The organism is Robiginitalea insularis, from assembly GCF_052497835.1.
Map to the genome: position 1 here is coordinate 2,208,638 of NZ_CP199296.1, position 23,022 is coordinate 2,231,659.

18 protein-coding genes are annotated in these 23,022 nt (G+C 45.9%); 13 read left to right on the top strand and 5 right to left on the bottom strand.

Annotated features, from left to right (window positions below):
* Nucleotides 1-1,257 carry an exo-beta-N-acetylmuramidase NamZ family protein gene (locus ACT6NV_RS10080; RefSeq protein ID WP_445384326.1) on the bottom strand — a complete coding sequence of 419 codons (1,257 nt, stop codon included), beginning with the start codon at nt 1,255-1,257 and terminating at the stop codon, nt 1-3.
* Nucleotides 1,258-1,275: 18 nt separating this feature from the next.
* Here ACT6NV_RS10080 and ACT6NV_RS10085 point away from each other — a divergent pair, with 18 nt between their 5' ends.
* The 6 genes from ACT6NV_RS10085 (at nt 1,276) to ACT6NV_RS10110 (ending at nt 7,505) form a co-directional block, all read left to right on the top strand.
* Nucleotides 1,276-2,517: an ABC transporter permease gene (locus ACT6NV_RS10085; RefSeq protein WP_445384327.1), complete on the top strand. Its 1,242-nt coding sequence runs from the start codon at nt 1,276-1,278 to the stop codon at nt 2,515-2,517.
* 66 nt (nt 2,518-2,583) lie between these two features.
* Nucleotides 2,584-3,603: a PLP-dependent cysteine synthase family protein gene (locus ACT6NV_RS10090; RefSeq protein ID WP_445384328.1), complete on the top strand. Its 1,020-nt coding sequence runs from the start codon at nt 2,584-2,586 to the stop codon at nt 3,601-3,603.
* Entirely contained in the window at nt 3,600-4,898 is a 1,299-nt protein-coding gene (locus ACT6NV_RS10095) for a M20/M25/M40 family metallo-hydrolase (RefSeq protein ID WP_445384329.1), read from the top strand. The genes ACT6NV_RS10090 and ACT6NV_RS10095 overlap by 4 nt, the downstream gene beginning before the upstream one ends.
* A gap of 5 nt (nt 4,899-4,903) precedes the next feature.
* Nucleotides 4,904-5,704: an aldose epimerase family protein gene (locus ACT6NV_RS10100; RefSeq protein ID WP_445384330.1), complete on the top strand. Its 801-nt coding sequence runs from the start codon at nt 4,904-4,906 to the stop codon at nt 5,702-5,704.
* A 47-nt stretch (nt 5,705-5,751) separates the two neighbouring features.
* A complete protein-coding gene (locus tag ACT6NV_RS10105) occupies nt 5,752-7,167 on the top strand; it encodes an MBL fold metallo-hydrolase (protein ID WP_445384331.1) in 1,416 nt (471 codons plus the stop codon).
* Between the two features lie 155 nt (nt 7,168-7,322).
* On the top strand, nt 7,323-7,505 hold the full coding sequence (locus tag ACT6NV_RS10110; RefSeq protein WP_445384332.1) for a hypothetical protein: 183 nt from the start codon (nt 7,323-7,325) through the stop codon (nt 7,503-7,505).
* Nucleotides 7,506-7,611: 106 nt separating this feature from the next.
* On the opposite strand, the gene ACT6NV_RS10115 is transcribed toward ACT6NV_RS10110, so the two are convergent.
* Entirely contained in the window at nt 7,612-9,009 is a 1,398-nt protein-coding gene (locus ACT6NV_RS10115) for an exonuclease domain-containing protein (RefSeq protein WP_445384333.1), read from the bottom strand.
* A gap of 116 nt (nt 9,010-9,125) precedes the next feature.
* On the opposite strand from ACT6NV_RS10115, the gene ACT6NV_RS10120 reads away from it, so the two are divergent.
* From ACT6NV_RS10120 to ACT6NV_RS10130, 3 genes are all read left to right on the top strand, one after another.
* Nucleotides 9,126-10,289 (top strand): alpha-hydroxy acid oxidase, encoded by a 1,164-nt coding sequence (locus tag ACT6NV_RS10120; protein WP_445384334.1) that lies wholly within the window; start codon nt 9,126-9,128, stop codon nt 10,287-10,289.
* Nucleotides 10,290-10,417: 128 nt separating this feature from the next.
* Nucleotides 10,418-11,191, top strand: a complete 774-nt coding sequence (locus ACT6NV_RS10125) for a hypothetical protein (RefSeq protein WP_445384335.1) — start codon at nt 10,418-10,420, stop codon at nt 11,189-11,191.
* Between the two features lie 88 nt (nt 11,192-11,279).
* Nucleotides 11,280-14,102, top strand: a complete 2,823-nt coding sequence (locus ACT6NV_RS10130; protein WP_445384336.1) for a CHAT domain-containing protein — start codon at nt 11,280-11,282, stop codon at nt 14,100-14,102.
* Here the strand turns inward: ACT6NV_RS10130 and ACT6NV_RS10135 are convergent.
* The gene (locus tag ACT6NV_RS10135; protein WP_445384337.1) at nt 14,099-14,836 is read right to left on the bottom strand and encodes a tetratricopeptide repeat protein; all 738 of its coding nucleotides are present in this window, start codon (nt 14,834-14,836) and stop codon (nt 14,099-14,101) included. The two genes, ACT6NV_RS10130 and ACT6NV_RS10135, sit on opposite strands and share 4 nt — an antisense overlap.
* Entirely contained in the window at nt 14,820-15,377 is a 558-nt protein-coding gene (locus ACT6NV_RS10140; RefSeq protein WP_445384338.1) for an RNA polymerase sigma factor, read from the bottom strand. Before ACT6NV_RS10140 ends, ACT6NV_RS10135 begins: the two co-directional genes overlap by 17 nt.
* Before the next feature lie 111 nt (nt 15,378-15,488).
* Here ACT6NV_RS10140 and ACT6NV_RS10145 point away from each other — a divergent pair, with 111 nt between their 5' ends.
* The 3 genes from ACT6NV_RS10145 to ACT6NV_RS10155 all read left to right on the top strand — a co-directional run bounded on the left by ACT6NV_RS10145 (nt 15,489) and on the right by ACT6NV_RS10155 (nt 19,024).
* The gene (locus tag ACT6NV_RS10145) at nt 15,489-16,817 is read left to right on the top strand and encodes an OmpA family protein (protein ID WP_445384339.1); all 1,329 of its coding nucleotides are present in this window, start codon (nt 15,489-15,491) and stop codon (nt 16,815-16,817) included.
* A 5-nt stretch (nt 16,818-16,822) separates the two neighbouring features.
* On the top strand, nt 16,823-18,352 hold the full coding sequence (locus tag ACT6NV_RS10150; RefSeq protein WP_445384340.1) for a hypothetical protein: 1,530 nt from the start codon (nt 16,823-16,825) through the stop codon (nt 18,350-18,352).
* Between the two features lie 81 nt (nt 18,353-18,433).
* The gene (locus ACT6NV_RS10155; protein WP_445384341.1) at nt 18,434-19,024 is read left to right on the top strand and encodes a hypothetical protein; all 591 of its coding nucleotides are present in this window, start codon (nt 18,434-18,436) and stop codon (nt 19,022-19,024) included.
* 566 nt (nt 19,025-19,590) lie between these two features.
* Here ACT6NV_RS10155 and ACT6NV_RS10160 read toward each other — a convergent pair.
* Complete coding sequence (locus ACT6NV_RS10160) at nt 19,591-20,985, bottom strand: hemopexin repeat-containing protein (RefSeq protein WP_445384342.1); 1,395 nt, start codon at nt 20,983-20,985, stop codon at nt 19,591-19,593.
* A gap of 440 nt (nt 20,986-21,425) precedes the next feature.
* Here ACT6NV_RS10160 and ACT6NV_RS10165 point away from each other — a divergent pair, with 440 nt between their 5' ends.
* The gene (locus tag ACT6NV_RS10165) at nt 21,426-22,982 is read left to right on the top strand and encodes a trypsin-like peptidase domain-containing protein (RefSeq protein WP_445384343.1); all 1,557 of its coding nucleotides are present in this window, start codon (nt 21,426-21,428) and stop codon (nt 22,980-22,982) included.
* Nucleotides 22,983-23,022: the final 40 nt, after the last annotated feature.

Below are 23,022 nucleotides of genomic sequence, written 5' to 3' on the forward strand. Positions count from 1 at the left end.
CTAATCCTTACTCAGGGGGTAGATCAGGTATTTGCTGCGTATTTTTTCAAAGGCTCTGATTCCGGGCTCCCAGCTCTTGCGAATTTCTTCTGCTGATTCCCCTGCTTCAATCTGTTTCTGGAGTTTTGAGGTGCCTGCGTGCCTCGTAAAACCGGAGGTGATAAAAAATTCTTCCGTTCCCGAGCGGTTCTGATATGCGCTGATCAGCCATCGGAGGTCCACCGCTTCCGGGGGATCAACGGTCCTCAGGTCCATTCCGAAGCACAGTTTTCCCTCCTGCTTGGGGTATTTAGCCCCGGCATTGGGTTCGGGGGTATAGGTATATGTAAACGTGTTCGGGTCCAGAAATGGAGCTCCAAAGCACTGGAATTGGTAGGGCGTTCCCCTTCCCGCATTAACCGTTGTGCCTTCAAACAATCCCAAACTCGGATACAGGCGGATTGCCTGGTCGTTCGGGAGGTTGGGAGACGGCGGAATAGGGAGGGAATAGGGCACATCCCTTTTGTAATCTGCTATGGGGATTACCTTTAAATCGGTTTTCAAACCGCCTTCCAGCCAGCCTTCCTCATTGATCATTCCAGCATATTCCCCTATGGTCATTCCATAAACCAGTGGGATTTCAGTCAGGCCCAGGAAGGAGCGATGCTCGGCCTCCAAAATGGGCCCGTCTACAAAATGGGCATTTGGATTGGGCCGGTCCAGCACGATAAGCGGAATACCGTGGGCAGCACAGGCCTCCATTACCAGCTGCAGGGTAGCTATGTAGGTGTAAAAACGTACTCCTACATCCTGTAAGTCAAAGAGAACAGCATCCAGGTCCTTCAAATGTTCTGCTACTGGCTTGCGGTTTTTACCGTAAAGCGAGATAATAGGGAGCCCAGTTTTGGGGTCCTTACTGTCCTCGAAGGTCTCTCCGGCATCAGCAGCCCCGCGAAAACCATGTTCCGGCACAAACACCTTTTTCAGGTCAATGCCTGAATTCAGCAAGCTGTCTGCCAGGTGTTTACTTTTGTGAAGAGGGTCTGACGGATTTTTATTCAAAAAAATTACGGAAGTCTGATTGGCAACCAAGCCGATGCGTTTGTTTTTCAAAAAGGGAAAGTACTCAGCGGTGCGGTTGGCTCCCGGGATGGGCGCTGTACCTTTGTCCAGACCGGTTGCGGTTTCCATTTCAGATGAAGTCACTGCAACATCCCCCTGAGCATTTCGGCAGGTCAGCAGGCTTAAAAGAGCGAGGAATAATGTACTTTTGATCACGATTAAATGCGGTTTGGATTGAATTTAGAATTATACATCGCAAAGCGGCTTATCAAAGGTAAGGAGCATAAATTTAGTATTTCGGCACCGATCATTAAAATTGCAATTGCCGCGATCGCCCTGGGTATCCTGATGATGCTGATAGCTCTGGCTACCGGGGTAGGTCTCAAATATAAAATTCGGGAGAAGGTAGCAGCCTTCAATGGCCACATTCAGATCTACAATTACGACAACAATGTTTCTGAAGTTTCGGTACTACCCGTCTCTACACAGCAGGAGTTTTATCCCAATTTCAATCTTACGGATGGGGTAAACCACATACAAGCCGTTGCCACCAAGGCGGGAATCATCCGCACAGCAGACACCTTTGAAGGCATTATTGCCAAAGGGGTGGGGCCGGATTACAACTGGGCCCTGTTCGAGGATTTCCTCGTAAGTGGATCCCTGCCCGATTATTCAAAGGAATTAGGGACAGCTGCTTTGGTTTCCAAAATGCTTGCAGGCCGGCTGGGCCTGGAAGTGGGCAGCAATTTTAACGCCTTCTTCCTGAAAGAGGAAGACCCGTCCCGGGTACCCAATCAGCGCCGTTTTGAAGTGGTAGGTATTTACGACAGCGGTTTTGAGGAATTTGACGGCACCTATATTTTCACTGATATTCGCCATATACAGCGAATGAATAACTGGCAGGCCGATGAGGTTGGGAATTTTGAGTTGTTCCTGGACGATTTCGACCAGATAACGGAGAAGAGTGCTGATATATATGGTAAAACCCTTTCAGATCTGGACACCCAGACCGTCAACAATAAATATTACCAGATTTTTGAATGGATCGGTCTTTTTGATTTTAACATTGCCCTGATTATCGGGATCATGATACTGGTGGGTGGGATAAACATGATAACCGCCTTATTAGTGCTTATCCTGGAACGAACGCCCATGATAGGAATTCTAAAGGCGCTCGGGGCCAACAACTGGAGCATTCGTAAAATATTCCTGTACAATGCAGCTTACCTGATCGGGATTGGCCTTTTCTGGGGAAACGCCATTGGCTTAACCCTGGTATGGATACAGGACAGGTATCGAATTTTTAAATTCCCCAACCCGGAAGAGTATTATATAGATTATATCCCAGTCTATCTGAATGTGCAGACCGTTTTGCTGCTAAACACCGGAGTACTTATCCTTTGCCTGTTGATGCTGCTGATCCCCTCCCACATTATTACCCGGATTTCCCCGGTTAAGGCTATCAAATTCGATTGAAAAAACCGGGATTCCCGCTAAGACTTTCCCCTGACATTTCGATGGAGCTTGTTATCTTTGCGGCACATGGAATACGCAAATAACATATTGGAGACCATCGGGAATACTCCGCTGGTCAAAATAAACCGGTTAACAGCCGGCTTACCTTGCCTGGTGCTTGCCAAATACGAGACTTTTAACCCGGGGAACTCCACCAAAGACCGCATGGCCCTGAAGATGATAGAGGATGCCGAAGCCTCCGGACTCTTAAAGCCGGGGGGTACCATTATTGAAGGTACCTCAGGCAATACAGGAATGGGCCTGGCCCTTGCCGCGATTGTGAAAGGATATAAGATGATTTGCGTCATCAACGACAAGCAATCCAGGGAGAAGATAGATATCCTGAAAGCGGTTGGCAGTGAAGTGCATGTTTGCCCAACGGACGTGGCCCCTGAGGATCCGCGTTCCTATTACTCCACGGCCAGAAGGCTGGCAGAGGAACTCCCCAATGCCTGGTATGTAAACCAATACGATAACCCGTCTAACGCACAGGCGCATTTTGAAAGCACCGGTCCGGAGATCTGGGAACAAACCGATGGCAAAGTAACCCATTTTGTGGTTGGGGTGGGTACCGGGGGGACCATCTCAGGGGTAGGCAGGTACCTGAAGTCTCAAAACCCGGATGTGAAGGTCTGGGGGGTAGATACCTACGGCTCCGTTTTCAAAAAGTACCACGAAACCGGGATTTTTGACAAGCAGGAGATCTATCCGTACATTACGGAAGGCATTGGGGAGGACATCCTTCCCGAAAATGTCGATTTTGACATCATTGACGGTTTTACCAAGGTCACAGACAAGGATGCTGCCGTTTATACCCGACGGCTGGCAAGGGAAGAGGGCATGTTCCTGGGGAATTCTGCCGGTGCTGCCATCAAAGGGGTGCTGCAGCTTAAAGATAAATTTAAACCGGATGATGTGGTCGTAGTCCTTTTTCACGATCACGGAAGCCGGTATGTGGGTAAGATCTACAACGACAGCTGGATGGAACAACAGGGCTTTTTGGAGGCCGATCAGAAAGCGGATACAATAAAAACAACAAACAAATGAAATTTATAACAGGACTTTTTTGCCTGCTGATGGCAATTACTTTGCAGGCGCAAAAATTAAGCCGTACCGAAAGAAAGATTGTTGCCTCGGTAAGTGAAAATGCACCCGAAGCCATCCGCTTTTTAGAGAAAGTGGTGAATATCAATAGTGGAACCCTCAATCTGGAAGGGGTCCGTGAGGTTGGAAGTGTTTTCGGGGATGCCTTTGAAGCCATAGGATTTGAAAGCCGATGGATTGAAATGCCCGAGGAAATGAACCGGGCAGGCCATCTTTTTGCTGAAATCAATGGAAATAAAGGAAAAAAATTATTGCTCATCGGGCATCTCGATACGGTTTTCGAGGAGGACAGCCCTTTCCAGAAATTTGAAAAGATTAACGACAGTACTGCCCATGCCCCCGGGGGGAATGATATGAAGGGTGGAGACGTAATTGTATTATACGCCCTGAAAGCGCTTCAGCAGAATGGCCTGCTGGATGACGCTCAAATTATTGTGGCCTTTACCGGAGATGAAGAAAGTACCGGAAAACCGCTCTCGGTAAGCCGGGAAGAACTTATTAAGGCTGCCCGGCGCAGTGATATCGCTTTGGGTTTTGAAACATCCACGGGCTTTGATATGGCCACAGTTGCCCGCCGCGGGGCTTCGGGATGGGTAGTAGAAGTTGAGGGCCGGCGAGCGCATTCTTCAGGGGTTTTCAGTGAGCGCACGGGCGCGGGGGCCATATTTGAAATATCCCGCATCCTCAATGCTTTTTACGAAGAAGTACGGGGGGAGGAATTCCTCACCTTCAACCCCGGAATCCTGATGGGCGGAACCTTTACGGATTACGATCCCAAAAGCGGAAAGGCCTCGGTTTTTGGCAAAAGCAATGTGGTGGCACAAACGGCCAGTGTCAGGGGAGGTCTGAGGTTTATCTCGGAAGAGCAAAAAGAAAGCGCAAGGGAAAAAATGAGGGAGATCGTTTCCCAAAACCTGCCACAAACCTCTGCCAGTATTTCTTTTACAGATGCCTATCCGGCCATGGGCCCGAAGGAAGCAAACCTGGAGCTGCTCGGACTGCTCAGTAAGGTCAGTCAGGATTTGGGGCAGGGCCCTGTGGAGGCATATGATCCCGGACGCCGGGGAGCTGCAGACGTGTCTTTTGTAGCCGAATACGTAGCCTGCCTGGACGGTCTCGGGACCATGGGTTCAGGAGCACATACCCCTGAGGAAACCGTAAACCTGAACACTATTGAGGCCCTGACCAAGCGCACAGCTCTGATGATTTACCGGCTTATTAACCAGCCTGCAAAATAGTTCTGATGGATGTAAAGCCCGAAAAAATACAGGAACTCCATGCGGGCCATTGGAAATCAGTAATCCACCAGGGAGAACTGATCAGCCTGGAATACCAGGGACACCAGTTTATGCACCCAGCAGAGGAGCCGGGATGGAATCACTCAGACACGGAGATGTTTCCCATCATTGGCCCTACCGCAGAGACAAATTACCGCGTACAGGTACCAAAAGGAAATGCAGTGCAGGATCAGCATGGGCTCCTGAGGGAGTTGCATTATGAGGCTGTCAGCATTTCTGCCCGGAAAGGAGTTTACCGGAAAGAATACAAGGCCGGAACCCTTGTAAAAAATTCAAAGTATCCGGACCGTTCCCGGATTCCTCAGCTGATATGGCCCTTTTCTTTTCGATTTACGAAAACCGTTGAGCTGGGAGCAAACGGCTTGGCAGTCAGCTTTACCATAGAAGGGGATCAGGATATGCCCTATATGCTGGGGTACCATCCGGCCTTCAAAATTTACGGGGGAGAAAACCGGGTAAAGGGCAAGGATCTCGATCTCGGGTTAACTGAGATCTTGGCAGCAGGAGACCGGGCCCTGCAGGTGGCAGACTGCAAAGAATTGATATTGACAGGGAAATACCCATTAAAGCTTGAAACGGAAGGGTTTTCACATTTTATGTTATGGAGCCCGGATGCAGGCATGCTCTGTATCGAACCTATTACCTATTACCCTTATTCGGCCGGCCAGTCCCTTTTGCATGAAGGTTTTGACCATCTGGGCAGGGATAAGGTTACTTATAAACTAAGGCTGGGCCTGGCCCGATAAACTACTTACGGAGGAAAGCCTTATTTTTGAACTAAGAAGAACCGCTTATGAAAATTGAACAAATCTATACAGGTTGCCTGGCCCAGGGAGCTTATTATATTGAAAGCAAAGGAGAAGTGGCCATCATAGACCCCTTGCGGGAAGTGGGTCCTTATCTCAAAAGAGCCAGGGAAGACAAGGCCGAGATCCGTTACATTTTCGAAACGCATTTTCATGCAGACTTCGTTAGTGGCCACCTGACACTGGCCAAAGAAACAGGGGCCCCTATTGTTTACGGACCCATGGCCAATCCCAGTTTTGAAGCTACCATCGCAAAAGACGGGCAGCGTTTTCCACTGGGGGAGATTAGTTTCGAGGTATTGCATACTCCGGGGCATACCATGGAAAGCACCACCTATCTGCTGCGGGATGCTTCCGGAAAACCACATGCTATTTTCTCAGGAGACACCTTATTTCTGGGGGATGTCGGACGCCCCGACCTGGCCCAGAAAGCTGCAGATATGACACAGGAGGAACTGGCGGGTATTTTGTTTGACAGCCTGAGGGAGAAGATCATGCCCCTGCCGAATGAAGTAATTGTATATCCGGCCCATGGAGCCGGTTCGGCCTGCGGCAAGAACATGATGAAGGAAACGGTGGATACCCTCGGGAATCAGAAAAAAGTTAATTACGCCCTGCGGGCAGACATGACCCGGGAAGAGTTTATAAAAGAGGTCACAGAAGGCCTTCAGGCCCCGCCAAAATATTTCCCCTTAAATGTGCAAATGAACCGGGAAGGGTATGAAGATATAGATGAGGTGCTCAAAAGGGGCAGCCGGGCCCTGGACCCCGACGCCTTTGAGGCAGCAGCCAATAAAACAGGAGCGGTTGTGCTGGATGTGCGGCATCAGGAAGAATTTGTAAAGGGACATATTCCGCGTTCAATATTTATAGGGCTCAACGGAGATTTTGCGCCCTGGGTAGGGGCCATGATTGCGGATGTTCGGCAACCCATCCTGTTAATCACACCTGAGGGCAAAGAAAAAGAAACCATTACGCGTTTATCGCGCGTGGGCTTTGACAATACCCTGGGATATCTCAAAGGGGGTTTCGAGGCCTGGGCAGCAGCCGGGAAGGATACAGACCGCATAGTATCTGAGCGTCCTGAGAAACTCAAAGAAAGCCTGATGGCCCATCCGGAGCGGGTCTTTGATGTGCGTAAGGAGGGTGAATACCAGGGGGAACATTTGGAGAGTGCCCATAACACGCCCCTGTCTGAGATTAATGATCACCTGGCGAGTTTTCCGAAGTCGGAGCCATTCTATGTACACTGTGCGGGCGGTTATCGCTCTGTAATTGCAGCCTCAATCTTAAAAAGCCGGGGATACCATAACCTGGTGGACATAGCCGGAGGGTATAAAGCGCTGAAGGAGTCCGGCATTCCGGTTACTGATTTTGTGTGTCCTTCCAAGTCCGGGGGTTAGATATTCCAGTAGTTTTCAGATGCTGAGAAATACATGCGATCTTGCCACTGTGGCTGTATATTTTAGTAATTTCGAAATTGTTAAGAAAATCTAAAATCCTTTTTCAAGAATACACAGCATAATCTTTATCTTTAACAAGAAATAGCATACAAAACATGTTCAAACATTTTTTGGAACGTCTTGGATGGGCCAATATCCTAATGCTTCTGGTAGTCCTTTCCATTATTGTTGTCGCTGAATACCGCTTTTTGAAAGGGGATCAGCTTGAGGCCATATTTATTGGTCTCTGGGCACCCACTATTCTGGGCTTTATGAACTATTTAAAATACAAGGAGTAATCATGGATTTTGTGCTTACCTATTCCATATTTGTCGGGGTCATTTTTGTGCTCTGGCTGCTTTTTGTAATTCGTATGTATTATAAATTAAAGGGCAAGTAAGCAAATCAGTTCAGGGTTGACTCTTTACGGTCCAAGGTTCCCAGTTCGATAATTTCCAGCGAATCCCTTAAAAGGTAAGATTGTAAAATCCGATCCGTTTCAGACGAATGCGTTTGCCATTGGATCCGGGCTTCCAGATCGTCAAGATTGGCCAGGGTGTCGGTTTTGGGAATAAAGGCGTACCCACGGTACCTGTTGTTTCGCACCCAGATTATTGCTTCTTCGTCCCTGTTCCGTCCTTTTTCCCTAATCAGGAATTCTTTGTTTTCCTCTCTGAGGTCTTCCAGGGCAGCTTCCACTTTTTGGTTGTAATCCTCCGGTGACTCTGTTCCCCTGCAAACTCCATTGCATTGCGGGACCCTGAAATGATTACAGACCCGTGCCCCTTCCTGCAGATGGCAGTATTTGGCACAAAGCCCGAAGCGAATACTAAGGGCTTCCAAAAATAAACGGGCCTCGGTTTGGTTGTAAAATACTTTGGGGCTTTGCTGTCCTTTTTGCAGGCGGTTGATGGCCAGATGGTGCACGCCGTCCCGGTCTGCATAACTGAAGAGACCGTAAAGGGGCCTTTGTTTTTTCTGTGCCCGGTTGTATTTGGGGAAATTTGTTTTTATGGCGATGGACTCCATGAGCAGCGCCATAAGTTCGGAACCGGATTGTTCAAAATCTATGCTATGGGTTTCCCGGCACATGAGCTGTTCCCTTTCAGTGCGATCGTAAAAGTGACCCAGCACCCTTTTTTTAAGATTGATGGCCTTACCCACATAAATAATTTCACCATTTTTATCCCTGAAATAATAAATACCGGCCGTTGCGGGAATTTTCAGATAGGATTCCTTTGGCAGGTTAGGCGGCAGGGTAGTTTCCTGGGAACGGGCATTTAAAAAGTGCTGGACCAGGGCAGGGCCTTCTGTTTGCGAGAGCATTTTCTGAAAGAGCAGGGCAGTGGCTCTGGCATCGCCGGCAGCCCGGTGCCGGTCGGTTAGCGGAATATTAAGGCTGGAACAGAGTTTCCCGAGACTGTAGGATTTATATCCCGGAAAGATCCGTCGCGAGAGCCTTACAGTACAGAGTTTTTTACGGATAAAAACCTCACCACACCTTTCAAATTCTTTTTTAACAATAGGATAATCGAAATTAACCGAGTGGGCAATAAAAACCCGGTCCTGGGTAAATTCCATAATAGTCGGGGCCAAACTCTTAAAATCAGGGGCATTCCGGACCATTGCTGTGGTTATCCCTGTCAGCCCGGTTATAAAAGGAGGAATCTCACAGCCCGGATTCACCAGACTGCTGAAAGAATCTGTGATTTGCCCATCGTCAATATTAAACAAGGCAATCTCCGTAATTCGGTTTCCATGGATGCCATTGCCTGTGGTTTCTATATCTACTACTGTGTACACTCCTGAATTTTTCGCTGAAGGGAGTACTAAGTTACAAACATTAACGAGCTGCAACAATTATTCAGGCTGCTTTCCCGCCCGGGAATTTCAGCTAATTTTAATACCTTAACCTTGCCATGCGGAACACCCAGAAAATTTTATTTGATCCGGCCTATCCCAGTATTGAATCACTGCAAGAGGCTGCCAGGCGGCGTATTCCGCCCTTCGTTTTTGACTACCTCGAGGGTGGGTGCAACCGGGAAGTCAACCTCAGGCGAAACCGGGAAGATCTTCAGGCTGTAAAACTAGCCCCCAAATACCTCGCAGATTTCAAAGGCGCCCAACTGCAAACAAGGCTATTCGGTCAGCAGTACAGTGCCCCTTTTGGAGTGGCTCCCATTGGCCTGCAGGGAATGATCTGGCCCAACGCCCCTGAAATACTGGCCAGGGCCTGTTATAAACACAACCTCCCCTATATTCTCAGTACGGTTAGCACCTCGAGTATAGAGCGGATCTCTGAGCTCACCGAGGGCTCTGCCTGGTTTCAGTTTTACCATCCCGCGGACCCGGCAATCCGGGATAATCTTCTGGACCGGGTTGAAGCATCTGGTTGCAAAGTACTTGTCTTACTTTGCGATACGCCAACCTTTGGCTACCGGCCCAAAGAAATACGAAATGGCCTTTCCATGCCTCCCAGGATGACACTCAGCAATATTATCCAGATGGTATCCAAACCACCCTGGCTCCTTGAAACGCTCCGAACCGGACTGCCCCATTTTGCAAACCTGAAGGCCTATATGCCAGCTGGCCTGAACCTCCACCAACTTGGAAATTTTATGGACAGCTTTTTCGAAAAGCGGATGAACCCCGAAAAAATAGCCTATATCAGGGATCGCTGGAAAGGGAAACTGCTGATCAAAGGTGTGAGCACTGTTGAAGATGCCGCAGTGGCTGTAGAATTAGGCCTGGACGGGATTATCGTCTCTAATCACGGCGGCAGGCAGCTGGACGCAGGACCTTCAAGCATAGAAGCCTTTGAACGTATTGCCAGGGAATACGGGGGTAAAATAAGTCTGATGATTGATAGCGGAGTCCGCACGGGCCCGGACGTTGCCCGATGCCTGGCAAAAGGTGCAGCTTTCACCTTCCTGGGCCGAAGTTTTATGTATGGGGTAGGGGCCCTAGGAAACAGGGGAGGGGAGCACACCATCAGCCTGCTAAAAACGCAATTGCGGCAAATTATGGAGCAGATTGGATGTGAGAAGGTAGGGGATTTGCCGGGGTTTTTGTGGCGGGAATAGGCCCATTATGCGGCCGTCTGAAATATGAAAGAAGGGTAATTATCACTCCCTTTATTTTTGTTTTAAAAAATATTTTCTTAATGTTAACCTCTCCCCCGTCTTATTCACCAATGCATAAACATATTCAAATGAAACCACACATGTATTATCTAATCGTATTGTTATCATTCCTGGTGTCGTGCACCCAGGAAGCGGAGGAAACCCCATTAAAATCAGTAAATGCCAGTGCAACTATTGTTGACTCTAGTGAGATTTCCTATGAATTAAACCTGAACAAATGGTATGTTCAAAAAGGCCTGATGGCTTTACAGGAAGAAAAAGAGGTTCTACAGCTCAGGATTGAAAACGGTGAAGACCAGTGGATTGCAAGGATGGAAGAACTACAACAAGAGGAAGCAGCACTGAAAATAGATTTCGAAGCCATCCATGAGAACATCTGTAATTTAATGGAGCAGCAACGCCAGGCCCTTATGGAACGCATGGGAAATGGGGAAGAAGGGCTGGAAGAGGCTATTCAGGATCTTGAGGAGGACATGGTAAATTGTGGAAACCCACCTTATTACGGGGCAACCTTAGCGCTTTTATCTCTCAGACCAAAAAAACCGGGTACAACAGGAGCATGTGACCGGGATGATCCCCGCAACAATTGCATGCCGCCTATCCTTCAGGAGGGCTCCTTTGTCATTACGGCTGAGGAAAGTACCACCCTTGAGATCCGATTTGTGGGAGCAGAGGGAGAAATACTTGCAACTGCGGATCCAATAGGGGAAAACCCTGATTTCCAGGGCATGGTGGATTATCAAATGGCAGTACCCGCTGGGAATGGCTTCCTGGAAGTGGAAAAGGTCTATCAGCATTCCGGTGAAACCGTGGTTCACCGTACCGAAGTTATGGTTGAATAGGACTGAAACAAGAACTTAAGGATCCCGGACTTCTGGTAGTTCGGGATTTTTTTATAGTTCTTGTATTGATACCGATTAAAACAGCTGAATGTATACTACTCTTTGTTTAAGAAGTCTGCTTATATTTCTTTTTCTATCCTTTGTGCTCCAGGCCCAGCAGCCCCCGGAAGCGATGATTGAAACCTATATTGACAAAGGTTACATGTCAATGGAACGTTCCAAGGACAGCGCCTACAGCTACTTCAATAAGGCACTGGAGTTGGCTAAGCAAACAGGAAATAGTACAGCGCAGTTGGATACGTATCTATGGTTACAGTACGCCAACAGCATGTTCTACGATTTGCTGGAGTATGAGAAGAACCTATCGGCCTATAAAAGCATCCTGGATTCCCGGGCCGATTCTATTCAGGCGTTTGAAGAATACCTTGAGCAGTATCTCTACAATAGTGGGCGTTATTTCTATAACTCCAAAAGGTATGGGAAAGCCAAGGAATTTTTTAATGAACTGGAAAAACAGCTGCAGGGGCAAGCAACTACCACCACAGATTCTTACCAGGCAACTTTTTACGTAAATGTATTAAGCTACCTGGGCTCCATATACCGGCATGCCGGAAAGTACGAACTGGCCGAATACGAGTATCAAAAAGGGATATCTTTTGCCAGGGAACACGACGAAATTGTCCCGGGCCATCGCATCCCGACCATCGAACAATTATTGGCTGCCCTGTACAGTGAGCAAAATAATACCACCAGAGCAGATGCCTTGTTGCGCAAGGCATTGAAGAGCTATCAGGATTTTTACAGGGACTCGGACCGGTTCAGGAATAATGTGATAAACATACAACTGAAATTGGGCAGAAATGGACTGAGACAAAAAAATACTCAAATGGCGCTTGAATGGGCAGAGAAGACTTCCCGATACTTGTCAGGCGAAGATCCATTTCACAAAGATGTGCTGCTACTTAAGGCAGATGCCCTGATGGCTGCAGGATCCCACCGGGAGGCATCCCTGATCTATGAGGAGGTTTTAAACCTCACAAGAGATATATATAATTCCCGAAAGCATCAGGACATTGCATCCATATACATTAAGATGGCCGACAATTCTATGGCAGCAGGAACTCATGAAACAGCCCTGGAATACCTGCAGCTGGCTATGAGTCAATTGGATGATGACCCCACAGACGATCTTGTTATTGCTAATCCGGACCAGCTGCTCTCTAAAAAGGTGTACATGAACTTATTGCACAGTCACCTCTCATATTTGGAGTCTGATAGACAAAATGGAGCAACTTCAACCTCCCATATAACCCTGTTCGAAACAATTGATGCGTTGTTGCGGACCTTTGATTCCTTGCGTAAGGAATTTGAAAGTAAACTGGACAAAAGTTTCCTTCTCGAGGAAGTGTATCCGATATTCACAAAAATGATGGGCCTGTGCCATAGCGCTTTTTTAACCGACGGGGATAAACAAAGGTTTTTTGAGCTGGCTCTTCGGGTATCTGAAAGCTATAAGGATATCTTTTTTCTGGATGCCTTGCGTACGGCAAATGCTTCTGATTTTGATGGGGTTCCCAGGTCTGTAACCAATAGGGAAACCGCCTTCAGGTATCGAATAAACGAGCTGGAAAAGGAGTGGTTCACGGAAGGCCAAAACCATCAGAACGCAGAATTACGGGATAGTATCTATGCTTTGAAAGAAGCCTATGACCGCTACCTGGATTCCATTTCTGTTGCCTATCCCAAATATTATAACCTCAAATACAAGCCCTTTAAAGTTTCCTTGTATGCTTTAAGACAGAAAATGACCGGCAATAATCAGATGCTGATCAGCTATACGGTTGCCGGTAATTATTTATACCTGCAATGGGTCAATTCTAAAGGGTTTGATTTTTTAAAAATCCCCTATGGAAGAGACGAAACAGAACTGATCAGTTCTTTTTACAGGGCAATGGAACGGCCCCAACTCAATCAACTCGATAAGCTTGAAAAGATGGGGAAAGAACTTTATAATTTGGTGCTTGCCAATGTTCCCCTAAAGAAAGAAGAACACTTGCTGATAGTCCCGGACGGGGCTCTTTTTTACCTGCCTTTTGAGGCCCTGAGGGATCAGAGAGGCTCCTATTTGTTGGAATCCTGTACGATCAGTTATTCCAACTCCATAAATGGACTTTTTGAAATTGCCAAAAGGGATTCCCTGGATAACCTAAAACTATTAGCCGTAGCTCCTGAATTTTCACAAGAAGGGGCGGGGTTAGCCCCATTGAAATACAATGGGGAAGAGGTTCGTTTGATCTCGGAATATTTTGATTCCCAAAGCCTGACAGGAGAGGAGGGAACTTTGACTCGTTTTCTTGAACAGGTAAAAAACCATAAACTAATCCACCTCGCAACCCATGCATCGGCAAACGATGCATTTCCGGATTATTCGAACCTCGCTTTTTATGGGGATAATAAAAACTTACTGTATGTAAAGGATCTATACAATCTTGAACTGAACGCCACCATGGTTACCCTGAGTGCCTGCCAAACAGGAATAGGGCAGTTGCGTAAAGGAGAAGGAATGCTGAGCTTATCTAAGGGGTTTTTTTACGCAGGGGCACGGTCCTTAATCAATTCCCTTTGGAAAATAAACGATAAATCAACGTCACGACTCATGTCCTACTTTTATGAGAACCTGAGCAAGGGAAAACCAAAAGACGTGGCGTTGAGGGAAGCAAAACTAAAATACCTCAGGACTACTGAAGACCCTTACCTCAGGCATCCTTACTACTGGGCTTCATTTGTAATATCAGGAAATACGGATGCCCTGCTGCAGGATTGGAAACTGCTCTATTGGGTATCGGGCCTTTTGTTGCTTGCAGGATTTGCCTTTTGGAGGTATAACCGCCGAAAGGAGCAAGCAGCTTAATCCAATAAATTTAATATTCGCCTGGCTTCTTCAGACTTATAGTCCGCGGTGTCTGCAAGTGGTTTCAAAGCTTTTTTCGCAGCTTCCGGATTATCGGTTTTCAGATAGGATAAGCCCAGGTACCATAAGGCCCTGTTTTTTAATTCCCCTCCCTCCCGGATATAAGTCTGGAGCATTTCTTGCGCTTCTAAATGCTGATCAAGTGCCATAAGGCCAATTCCCTGATAGAATGCCAAATACGGATCCTGATTCTGCTCCTTCAGGTTTTCAAAGAGGCGGACTGCAGTGGCATAGTCTTCCTTCTCATAAGCGGCAAAAGCCTGGTCTGTCAGGTCTTGCATCTGACTGGCACGTTCGATGGGGTGTACCACATTTTCATAGGGTTCGTAATACTGCACATAGAGTTGCTGCAAATCGGTTTCGGAACTAGTAGTTCCGTCATAGATCCACCAGGCCAGACCCAATAAGACAATGGTTGAAGCGGCAATTAACCAAACTCCAAACGGATTTTTCTTCTTTGGCAAAGGATTATCCGAACGAAGCGAATGTAAATATTCGGCGGCTTCGTTCAGTTCTTTTTTCTGCAGTGCTTGCTGCAACTCTTTCCGAAAAAGGTACTCCTCTCTAAAAGCTGTATCTCCCTCCAGAAGTGCATTAAATTCCTGGAATTCAGATTTTGAAAGGGTAGCCTGAAAATAGCCCAATAGTAACTCTTCCTTAGTCTTTTTGCTCATGAATATGGGCTTTTAAAGTTTTGAGGCATCTTGATTTCTGGCTTTTCACCACATTTTTATTGGGGTATTCCAGGTGCTCCATAATTTCTTCTATGGTAAAACCCCTGTAATAAAAGAGCTTTAGGACCTCCTGGCATTTTGCCCCGAGCCGGGCAAAACCGGCTAATATCCTCTTCTGGAGCGGGTTGATATCTGAACGATGCTGAACCATATTAAACGCTGTGTTATCAGCCTTATCAAAAATATAGTCTTCAGGACTATCTACTTTTTTTTTGTCCTTTCGGTATTGTTCAAATACCATGTATTTTCCGATACTGAACAAATAGGTTTTTAAGCTGCTCTTTATTTGGTCGAGCTTTCCGGAAGATGCTTTTTGGTACAAGACTAAAATGGCATCCTGAAAAATATCTTCCAATCTGTGAAGGGGAACCTCATACCGGTTTAAAAACCTGAAGAAGTCCCCTTTATAGTTTTCATAAATCAATTTTAAAGGGGCTTTATCGCCATTTTTTAAACCCTCTATAAGCTCCTTATCACTCATTTATGTTTGCCTTATGCAAATGTTAACTTCTTAAAAATAAAATTTTGTACCGGATAATGTTTACCTGGGTGTGATTCTTTCACCAATGCATAACTATTAATTCAAAAAGAGATGAAAAGAAGCACTTTGGTAACCGTATTATTCCTACTTCTGTCTGTTTGTACCTCAAACGCACAGTTCTGGAAGAAAGTTAAAAAGAAAGTAGAAAAGGCAGCGGAAGAAACCGTCTTGGATAAATCCGATCAAAAAACCCGAGAGAAAACAGGGCAAGTCCTTGACTCGATTCTGGAAGGCAAGGACAGGAATAAAAGGCGAGGCAAAAACGGGCAAGGAGGGCAAACCGACTTTCCTATGGAAGATGAAAGCCTGGAAGGGGTTTCAGACCAGGATGTTTTTTCTTATTACAGCCGGTTTGATTTTGTGCCTGGAGAAGAAATTAAAGCGTTCGATGATTTCTCAAGGGATGCCCTTGGAGATTTGCCGGCCCGGTGGAATACGTCGAACTCGGCAGAAGTGGTTTCGCTCTCCAACCAGGAAGGGAAATGGGTACAGTTAGGTCTTGGAAAAGGTTCATTTGTACCTGATTTTATGGAGCCTTTGCCGGAAAACTTCACCCTGGAATACGATCTGGTTATTGATTATGATACCAGTCTGGGGGGGTTCAAGCCTGTTGTAATAATGAACATTTCGGACATTGAAAACCCAAATTATGACCTGAATGACCAGACTCCGGGAGACAACGGGGCGTCCTTTATTATATACGGCGGCGTTGGGGATAAAGGGAAGCTGGAATTCTATAAATATGCTGAGGATAACAATCTGGATTCCAGGACACCCAAGGATTTCTCCGATTTGCAATACCAGACCTGGGAACGGGGCAAACTAATGCACATTTCTGTCTGGAAACAGGGGAAACGCCTCAGGGTTTATCTGGATGAGGAAAAGGTGTTTGATCTGCCCAGGGCTTTTGAAGCTTCGGAACTGGCCAGGAATTTCAGGTTCTTTACAAATATTCCCAAGGAGGATACCAACTATTTTATCAGCAATGTTCGTTTTGCAGAAGGCGCCTCCGATATCCGGAGCAAGTTGTTGAACGAGGGCCGCCTGGTTACCTACGGAATAACCTTTGACAAAGGAAGCGCCCGCCTGAAACCCGAATCCCTGGGGGTATTGAAAAAGGTAGGGCAGGTATTAAATGACACCCCGGATATTTCCCTCGAAATTATTGGCCATACGGATGCAGACGGCAGCGATGAGTTGAACATGGAGTTGTCTGAACAGCGGGCAAACGCAGTACTCAACACGCTGGTTAACACTTTTGATGTTAACCCCGAACAACTATTGGCAACAGGCAAAGGCGAGACGGAATTACTCTCTTTTGACGATACCCCGGATGCCCACGCCAAAAACCGAAGGGTTGAATTTCAAATTTTCAGGTAATCGTTATGAAAAAAGGTTTAGTACTCTGTAAACTGTTCTTGGTTTTTACCTTTTTAGTTGCGGGGGCACAGGTCCTTTCAGGCCAAAGGGGTTCCCAACAGGATGTATCAAAAGTTGCTGGGCTTTGGACTCGTGTAGACGGTAATAACAGCCGGGCCGATGGCATGGTTGTGGAAATTAACGCCAAAGGCGGAACCATAATAGATGCGGCCAGGACCAGCCTTAAAAAAGGTGACCTGAAATGGAAAGATATCTCGGCTGCGGGCAAGAATCAATTCAGGCACAGGGAACTAGGAAGCAATTACAGCTATTACGATGCCCGAATGAACTGGAATGGGTCCGATACGCTGTATGTTTCTGTCGGGGCGAGCGGGAGAGGTAACCAGCAAGTTTGGATCAGGAAGGGATTACAATACGAGCTTGCCCCGTTAAAACCCACCACCAATGGAGTTTCTTTTGAAACCATAGAGAGCGAAGGAGTTGTACAACCCCCGGTGTTTGCCTATGGCTTTAAGGGTGAGGCAATCCTTTTGCAGGCCAACAGGACATATCTGGCAAATAACCGGGTGCCAGAGGAATTGAAACAGGTGTTGTTTACCTATCTGCAGAAAGGGCACCTCATTTTGGACATTGAATTCAACCCTTCCGGGGGCTGGATTATTGCCTCCGACAAACAACTGTTTGTCAGAAATACAGGTGGGACGTTCCTGAATAAGGCATCAAAGGTCTATGAAGGCGGTGGGTATGTGGATGATGTTGAATTCAATCCGGAAAACTGGAGTTCAAAAAGGGGCTATCGGTTTACAGATAATAAAGGGCGGCTGTATTCGGATAAGCAGGCGGGTCTTTCCGTTAACCGCAATGAAGAAATTCAGGTTGCACCCGGCCAAAATGAGGATGTTTCAGAAACAGATCCCCCCTTGCAGGGGTCCCGGATCAAATATACCTTCAGATATGACTGGCTGGTTGTATATGAATCCAACGACAGGGGTATACCGGGCATGGCCCTGGACCTTTACGGGCATGGCGATCTCGAATTCTGGGTGTCGCATGGTGGGATAACGGCCCGCCTGGATCGTATGGCTGACTTCAGTTCAGGGACCGATGACCGGTTTAAAGGTGAGGTGTTTAATATTGAACGTGATAATACCGTGTCTTTAAAGTCAGGGGAAGGTATATCCCTGGCACAGAATGAGGTCGTATTGACGATTGACCTTGAGGAAGATTTCAATGGGATTTCCCTGCGGGAATTCGAGGCAGGGGCCTATCTGGATCTTGAAATACGCATGGTGGAAAGTGATCCTCACCCCACACCTTTACGGGTTATTAACCCGGACAAGGACGATGACCGCTTTCCGGTCATCAAAAAGCGCCTATACCTGAACGAAGCAGATATTTTGCCCTATTCCTCTGTAAATGAGGTAAGACGTGCATCCAGCCGGTCGGCAGGAACTGCCAATATATTTGAAACAAGATACCGCGATGACAGGGTTGGTGTATCCTATAGCCTGATCCGTGAAATCTTAGAAGATTGATTGCGGGCCTGGATTTATTACTAACAAGGCCTACCATACACGTAGATTATCATAAATATTAAACGATTCAAAACAATACCTATGAGACTTATATTAATAATACTAGCAGCATCCATAGTTGGATGTCAATCAGAAAAAAAATCAAAACTGGAGGAGGTTCAATCGATCATGTCCAACACCATGTCTGCAGTTGAGCACGCTCAGGATGCCAGGAAGGTTGCAGATCAATTAAAAGATTTAACGCCTCTGACAAATGAAAACCTGAAGGAATGGTTGCCAGAAGAAATCCTCGGGATGAAGCGAACGGGTTTTAAGGTGGGAAATCCGGGTTATATGAACGTTAGTTCCCTCTCAGGCACCTATAAAAAGGACTCCAGGCAATTTAAAGTAGAGGTGATCGATGGTGCAGGAGAGTCAGGAAGTATGCTCCTTTCCGGAATCCATATGGCAAACAGGATGGAAGTAGAGGAGGAAGATGAAAACAAACACATGCAAACAGTGGAGCACAAGGGTATTCGTGCCCAGCAGACCTATTTCAAAAAAAGGGGGGATACCAAGCTACAGTTTGTATTTATGGATCGTTTCGGAGTGATCGTAAACACCAAAGATATTGCTCCGGAGGAGTGCTGGGACCTGGTGGAGGCCCTTTCACTGGAGTCCCTGAACCCATAGTGCTCTGGTATATCCTTTGTTGACCAGAGACTAATTTTATATTTTGCTTATAATTAAAAAACCCGGAATTTCCGGGTTTTTTTATGGATGCTTGTATGGAGGCCTATTCGCTTTCAGTACCCGGCGTATAAATACAATTTCCACCATGCCAGGCACAATCTTTGGATTATTCTTGCCCCCGAATTGTTCCTAATCTTCTTCAGATCTTACACGCGTACCAGCTAACAAGAAGCAATAGAAATTCTTCCCTGAGGGCTGCTCACCTGTTGTCAGTTGTATTGAAAATGGAGGGGCTGGAGGTGTCTAATGACTGCATCTTGAGTGAATTTAACCAAACGTTGGGTAGATGACATTCTGAAAGTCTGAAATGCTTTTGTCGTTATTTGTCACTGATAATACCTCCCTGCCTTTACTTATTAAAAGAAAAAATATCTATAGAAGTCTTTAAGCTGTATAGAATGATGCGCACAGCTGCAGATAATAAATCAGAAAGCCCTGACAGGACCTTTATTCCTGTCAGGGCTTTGAGCTTGACACCTTATGTTTTACGGGGTTGGGATAGGGAGCTAGCGGACTCCATTGGTATCTACCACCCTTTTCTGGTTCTGGTCATAGATATACTCTACGGTATGCTTATAAAAGCGTATCCTGCCGTGGAAAAGGACTGCGCCGTCCAGATTGTCGGGGACCCCCTTAAAGTAGTTGCGGATATACCCGTCGCTCAGGACTTTTCCGGCCTTTGGCATATACTTGTAGTATTTGTTTCCCTTAAAAAACCAGATAAAACTTCCCTGGAAAAAAGCGGCATCCACATTATAGGGTACCCCGGAAAAACCTTCCCGACCGATTGCCCCTACTTTTTTAACCCGGTTGAGATGGTTATCGAAAATATAGAAGCGGTTTTGCTTAAAGAACAACGTTTCATTAGCTCTGTCGTCAACGCACACGGCATCTATACCTGGCGGAACCCCGGGGTATTTTTCATATCCGATTCGGAATTTTTTTAGTTCCTGTACAGGTTCGGGAACTTTGGGAGCACTCTGAATAAAAATGGGGAGCCTAGTAAACCAATTGCCTTCTTTTTCTTTTCTCGAAGGCCATCTGTCTGCAGACAGGTAAACATGCTTATCCTTGACTATATCAATTTTCTGGTTTCGTATTGCATACTGTGACTTTAGCCCGGCATCAAAAGCGGCATCCAGGCTAGGGTATACGCCCGGCCACTCATCTTTTCCAATTCGACCCCTTTTGTCAGTCCTTTTTTTAGTACTGTCGTAACGATAGTACATATCCCCTTTAAAAAAGTATTCTTTTCCATTGGGATGCCTGATGGCGGCATCAACATTTTTGGGCACGCCTTTAAAATATTTTTCACCAATCTTTCCTCTTTGGATAATCCTTCTGGTCGTGGAATTCCATAACAAAAATTCATCCCCTTGGAATATAAAGGCATTTTCGCCCCCACTGACCCAATAAGCGGCATCAATCGGGCCGGTAACCCCCTGGAAATAGTCCCTGCCGATGATCCCTTTTTGTACAACCCGACGCTGTCCAAAGGAGTACCTGTAAAAGATATTTCCCTTGAAAAGAAAAGCCTGGTTCCGCTTTTTATCCGTCATTGCGGCATCCAGATAAATGTCCGTTCCTGCCCAGCTGGGTTTCCCGATTCTGTTTAATTCCAGCAATTCTTTTTTTCCAAAATCATAAGCGTGGTAAAAGACCCTGCGGAAAAAATAGATTTTCCCATTCGGATGGACAAGGCCAGCCTGCAGGTAGTCGATGTCGTTTGCTCCCGGATTGGAATAGTCTTTCACGGTTGAGGTGTCAGCAGCCAAAATGGGGATGGTAAAAAATAAGGCCCAAACCAGGCACACAAAATTCATTGTACAAACCCAGGCATCAGTCTTAGGCGAGTTAAAGCTATCCACAAGGGTGAAGTTTCTTTTTTTCAAAGCTCTCATATGTTAATCTTTTATGGTTACAACCATTTGTGTGAAAGATGTACCCTGGTTAACATATAATTCCAAAAATTAGTTGGGGTTCAGTGTTCTCCTGAACTGCAGTCCTGCGAATACGACTTAATGCCCGGCATAGGTCTTTGGTAGTGAGGAGCGAGGGGGTGCGCTGGCCTTTGAGTAAGTTGGACATGGAAAGTTTTCCAAACAAATATTACATCAAATGGCTTCGCTAGATATGGATTATCAATACTTTATATTTGATCGGAAACATGGTAAGAGTGCAGTTTCCCCTATTTTTTACGAAGACTCCATGTTTTAGATATTCAAGCCAAGTTTCTAAAGTTATCCGGTTATCTGAATATTATTTCGTTAAACCCATAAAATTATAAGGTCAAAATATATTTAGTATATTTTCCCTCAATAACAAACCACTCTGCTCTATTTTGATTGCATATAAAATGAAAAATCACCTATTCCTAATCCTTTTAATACTTTTTAGTTTAACGCTTTCAGGTCAAGATGATCAAATACTCCCGGAAATTGAATATCCGTTTGGTCCTCCCGGATCGGAAGTTAGTAGAGGGGTATTTGGAAGAGATGATCGTAAGGAAGCCAAGGATGTTGAGGGCTATGAAGGTTTTGTACAGGCTACAGCCGCAATGATTCCAAAATCATTAATAAAGAATGATAGGATTTACGGGTTTACCCTGAGGGAACGACTTCAGAAAAAATTTGGTAGCAATAGATTTAGTCGCAATGTAAAATTTCTGGATCAACCATCAATTGCTTCCTGCTCAGGTTTTTTGATAGCTCCCGATATCCTTATAACAGCAGGTCATTGCATTAAGAATCTTGAACAAGCCCGGCAATTTGTATGGGTTTTTGATTATACTAATGATTTGCCGTATGACCCAAGATCCAAATCAATTCCTGCCATCAGTAGAAACATCTACGAGGTAAAAGAGGTACTTGATACCAGACTTGATAAGGATCTGAAGGGTTATGATTACGCCGTAATTCGACTCTCGCGTAAATCGGACAGGCAACCTTATTCCTTTCGTACAAGTGGAAATATCCTAGAGAAAACCCCCGTAAATACTATCGGATCGCCGACAGGGTTACCCCTAAAATTCTCTGAAAATGGCCGTGTTATTGATACCAGTCCTTCGTTGTGGTTCAAATCTAATATGGATACCTTCCCCGGTAATTCGGGAGGCCCCGTTTTCGATAAGTATGGCTTCATAGAAGGAATTTTGGTTCGCGGAGCAATACAATACAATGATGGTGAATATACAGGAGACTTTTATTTCGATAAAAACTGTGAGTGTATTCGAACGGTAGGCTGGTATTCTGCCTATCTCACAGCCGGTGCTCAGGTACACAGAATTACAAAGATCCCTGCTGCATTGGTACTCCTTGCTCTGTATGAAAATATTGACTACTCCATCCAGAATAAATCCATGGAACGTCTTCAATTCTGGAACCGTTATCAATGGATGTACACCCATGATTACACAATAAAAAGAGGTAGGTTCGAAATACAATCATTAAGGATAGGAAATATGGAGGCCTTGGATTTTCTTCTTCAAACTACTAGCGAAAAATTAGAAGACCCCTATGTTGGCCAGATGCTCCATGAGGCTGTTGATAGCAAAAATGCTTTAGCACTTGGAATACTATTGGAGAATGATTTGTACCCAGATGCAGGGGATGCTTCGTACACCCCACTAGTTAAGGCCGTAGAGAACAACTGGTTGCTCGGAACAAAGGTATTATTGAACTATGGGGCACAGGCAAATATTTTACTTACCGGAGACAATAACCTGTTGCACCTCGCTGCGCGAAATGGTAACAAGGAACTTGCCGATCTTCTCATTGATAATGGCGTGTCCCTTCGTAAAAATAATAGAAACCGACAAAGACCTGAAAAAGTAGCCAAAAAGAGCGGTTTCAAAAACCTCTCCAGATATTTGAAAAAGCAACGAAAGAAAAGACGTTAAAAGACTATTCACCAAAAGTAGATCAGCGAAAAATAACACA

Bases quoted from the DNA above. Each gene is read 5' to 3' on its own strand.
- ACT6NV_RS10090 (WP_445384328.1), top strand. From the start codon at position 2,584: ATGGAATACGCAAATAACATATTGGAGACCATCGGGAATACTCCGCTG.
- ACT6NV_RS10095 (WP_445384329.1), top strand. From the start codon at position 3,600: ATGAAATTTATAACAGGACTTTTTTGCCTGCTGATGGCAATTACTTTG.
- ACT6NV_RS10100 (WP_445384330.1), top strand. From the start codon at position 4,904: ATGGATGTAAAGCCCGAAAAAATACAGGAACTCCATGCGGGCCATTGG.
- ACT6NV_RS10105 (WP_445384331.1), top strand. From the start codon at position 5,752: ATGAAAATTGAACAAATCTATACAGGTTGCCTGGCCCAGGGAGCTTAT.
- ACT6NV_RS10110 (WP_445384332.1), top strand. From the start codon at position 7,323: ATGTTCAAACATTTTTTGGAACGTCTTGGATGGGCCAATATCCTAATG.
- ACT6NV_RS10120 (WP_445384334.1), top strand. From the start codon at position 9,126: ATGCGGAACACCCAGAAAATTTTATTTGATCCGGCCTATCCCAGTATT.
- ACT6NV_RS10125 (WP_445384335.1), top strand. From the start codon at position 10,418: ATGAAACCACACATGTATTATCTAATCGTATTGTTATCATTCCTGGTG.
- ACT6NV_RS10130 (WP_445384336.1), top strand. From the start codon at position 11,280: ATGTATACTACTCTTTGTTTAAGAAGTCTGCTTATATTTCTTTTTCTA.
- ACT6NV_RS10135 (WP_445384337.1), bottom strand. From the start codon at position 14,836: ATGAGCAAAAAGACTAAGGAAGAGTTACTATTGGGCTATTTTCAGGCT.
- ACT6NV_RS10140 (WP_445384338.1), bottom strand. From the start codon at position 15,377: ATGAGTGATAAGGAGCTTATAGAGGGTTTAAAAAATGGCGATAAAGCC.
- ACT6NV_RS10145 (WP_445384339.1), top strand. From the start codon at position 15,489: ATGAAAAGAAGCACTTTGGTAACCGTATTATTCCTACTTCTGTCTGTT.
- ACT6NV_RS10150 (WP_445384340.1), top strand. From the start codon at position 16,823: ATGAAAAAAGGTTTAGTACTCTGTAAACTGTTCTTGGTTTTTACCTTT.
- ACT6NV_RS10155 (WP_445384341.1), top strand. From the start codon at position 18,434: ATGAGACTTATATTAATAATACTAGCAGCATCCATAGTTGGATGTCAA.
- ACT6NV_RS10160 (WP_445384342.1), bottom strand. From the start codon at position 20,985: ATGAGAGCTTTGAAAAAAAGAAACTTCACCCTTGTGGATAGCTTTAAC.